We start from the raw sequence: 2,454 nt of genomic DNA, 5'->3' as shown, positions 1-2,454 counted from the left end.
CACCCGCGCGAACACCGGAAACACCCGATACAAACCCCGACCCATCCCCACCCACTGACCACCCTGACCAGAGAACACAAACGCCGACCCACCCGAGTCGCGGGCCTCGCCGGTCACCAGCCCGGGATGCGCCTCCCCGCGCACCAGGGCCGCCAGTGCCTCCGGTCCGGTCACCACGGCCCGATGGGCGAACCGGGTCCGCGCGGCGAGCGCGGCGCCGATTCCGTCCGCGTCGGGGGTAGTGGCCGCGTACGCCAGCAGCCTGCGGGCCTGGGCCCGAAGTGCCTGCTCGGACTTGGCCGACAGCAGCCACGGCAGCGGCACCACGGCCGCAGGGGCGGGCGTGGGAGCGGCAGGGGACTCGGACGATGTCTCCTCGGCCGGGACCGGGTCCGGGGCCGGTGCCTCCAGGATCACGTGCGCGTTCGTACCGCTGATGCCGAACGCCGACACGCCCGCGCGGCGCGGACGGCCGTTGTCGGGCCAGGGCCGGGCCTGGGTGAGCAAGGAGACATGGCCCGCCGACCAGTCGACGTGCGAGGTCGGCGCATCCACATGCAGCGTCGGCGGCAACTCGCCGTGCCGCATCGCCATCACCATCTTGATCACACCCGCCACACCCGCTGCCGCCTGCGTGTGCCCGATGTTCGACTTCACCGACCCCAGCCACAACGGCTCCACCCGGTCCCGGCCATACGTCGCAAGCAACGCCTGCGCCTCGATGGGGTCACCGAGAGTGGTCCCCGTGCCGTGCGCCTCCACCGCGTCCACCTCGGACGGCTCCAGCCCCGCGTTCGCCAGCGCCTGACGGATGACGCGCTCCTGCGACGGACCATTCGGCGCGGTCAACCCATTGGACGCCCCGTCCTGGTTCACCGCCGAACCCCGCACCACCGCCAGCACCCGATGACCATTGCGACGAGCGTCGGACAGGCGTTCCAGCAGCACCAAGCCGGCGCCCTCGCCCCAGGCCGTACCGTCAGCAGCCTCGGCGAACGCCTTCACCCGCCCATCGGCCGCCAGCCCCCGCTGGCGGGAGAAGTCGATGAAGGCGGCGGGTGTCGCCATGACCGTCACTCCGCCCGCCAGGGCCAGCGAGCACTCCCCCGCCCGCAGCGCCTGCGCCGCCAGGTGGATCGCCACCAGCGACGACGAGCACGCCGTGTCCACCGACACCGCCGGACCCTCCAGCCCCAGCAGATACGACACCCGCCCCGAGGTCACGCTCGTCGCCGTGCCGGTGGCCACATAGCCGTCGGCGTCGCGTGAGATTTGCTCCACTCCGCCCGCGTAGCCGGATGCCCAGATGCCGGTGAAGACGCCCGTCTGACTGCCCCGCAACGACGTCGGATCGATCCCCGCGTCCTCGAACGTCTCCCACACCGTCTCCAACAACACCCGCTGCTGCGGATCCATCGCCGACGCCTCACGCGGCGAAATCCCGAAGAACGCGGCATCGAAGCCACCCGCGTCCCTCAGAAAACCGCCCGACCGCGTGTACGACGTCCCCGGCCCACCGGCCGGATCATAAAGACGACCCACATCCCACCCACGATCCGACGGGAACTCCCCCACCGCGTCCACCCCACCCGACACCACACCCCACAACTCCTCCGCCGACCCCACCCCACCCGGATACCGGGCCCCCAACCCCACCACCACCACCGGATCACCCGACACCGGAACCGCAACCGGCACGGACGCGACCGTCCGGCGCTCCTTGCCGAGGACCACCTCGCGCAGGTATTCGGCCAGCCGGGACGGGGTCGGGTGGTCGAAGACCATCGTCGCCGACAGCCGGGTCCCGACCGCCGTGGACAGCCGGTTGCGCAGCTCCACGCCGGTCAGCGAGTCGAAGCCCAGGTCCTTGAAGGCCAGGTCGCCACGGATCTCGTCGCTGCGGCCCAGCACGGCCGAGGCGTGGGTGCTGACCAGGTCGAGCAGGATCTCGCGCTGCCGGGCCTCGGGGAGCGATCCCAGCTCGCCCGCCAGTCCGGTGGTCCGCACCGGTTTGCGGGCGTGTGCCAGCGCGCGCAGCACCGGCCGGTCGCCCAGTGCGGACACCTTGAGTACGGCCGCGACCACCGCCGGTTCCGCCGCGTCGATGCCTCCGTCGAACAGCCCGAGTGCGTGGTCGGTCGCCATCGGCAGCAGCCCCGCGCGGGTGAGGCGTGCACCGTCGGCCTCGGACATCCGCCCGGTCAGTCCGCTGGTCTCGGCCCACTGGCCCCAGGCCAGCGACACCCCCGGCAGGCCCTGCGCACGCCGGTAGGCGGCCAGGCCGTCGAGGTAGGCGTTGGCCGCGGCGTAGTTGGCCTGCCCGGGGCTGCCGAGCGTCCCGGCCGCCGACGAGAAGAGGACGAACGCCGTCAGGTCCCGTCCGAGGGTGAGTTCGTGCAGGTTCCACGCCGCCCGTGCCTTCGGCTCCCAGACCACCGCGAGACGTTCGGGAGT

The 2,454-nt window shown here is 72.3% G+C and carries 1 protein-coding gene; it reads right to left on the bottom strand.

Annotated elements, in window-relative coordinates:
- The coding region (locus ACZ4W9_RS40215; protein ID WP_467944206.1) for a type I polyketide synthase at positions 1-2,454 on the bottom strand (2,454 nt) is incomplete at both ends.

The organism is Streptomyces sp. NPDC029296 (assembly GCF_055569255.1).
The sequence above is the reverse complement of the archived record's forward strand: the minus strand, read 5'-3'. Positions and strand labels throughout refer to the sequence as shown.